Genomic DNA, 624 nt, shown 5'->3' with positions numbered 1-624 from the left:
TTGGCGATCTCCACCATCTGCTGCGCGGCGATGCTCAGCTCGCCCACCAGACGGTCGGCCTTGAGACGGATATTCAGCTGGTTGAGCAGCGCCTGCGTCTGCTGGTTGAGCTTGCCGTGATCAACAAAGCCGTACTTCATCGGCTCGCGTCCCAGCCATATATTCTCTGCGACGGTCATGTAGGGCACCAGATTAAGTTCCTGGTGGATCATGGAAATGCCTGAACGCAAGGCGTCCATGGTGTCCTGAAACTGCACCGGCTCCCCTTTAATGCGGATGGTGCCCCGATCGGGACGGTACATCCCGATCAGGCACTTCATTAAAGTGGATTTGCCCGCGCCATTTTCGCCCATCAAGGCATGCACCGATCCCGGACGCACGCGCAGCGAAACGTTGTCGAGTGCCTTTACACCGGGAAAGAACTTGCTGATGCCTTCGGCTTCAAGCGCAAAAGCGGTCATACATCACCTCCGTACGGCTGAGTCGGGATCGGTTATTTCTGATTACGGTTAACGAACTGCTGCATATTGTCTTTCGTGATCAGCTGGTAAGGAATATCGATAATCTTCTGTACCTTTTCGCCCTTCGCCAGCTTAACGGCCGTCTGAACTGCGCCCTCGCCCT

General features: G+C 55.4%; 1 protein-coding gene and 1 pseudogene. Both read right to left on the bottom strand.

Annotated elements, in window-relative coordinates:
- A partial coding sequence (locus B3797_RS17185) for an ATP-binding cassette domain-containing protein (protein WP_311791702.1) occupies nt 1–461 on the bottom strand: 461 nt, incomplete at its 3' end.
- Nucleotides 462–493: 32 nt separating this feature from the next.
- Nucleotides 494–624: pseudogene (locus B3797_RS17180) on the bottom strand (rhizopine-binding protein); the annotation flags it as partial.

This window comes from Pantoea sp. UBA5923, from assembly GCF_002431095.1.
GTDB lineage: Bacteria > Pseudomonadota > Gammaproteobacteria > Enterobacterales > Enterobacteriaceae > Pantoea > Pantoea piersonii.
The sequence above is the reverse complement of the archived record's forward strand: the minus strand, read 5'-3'. Positions and strand labels throughout refer to the sequence as shown.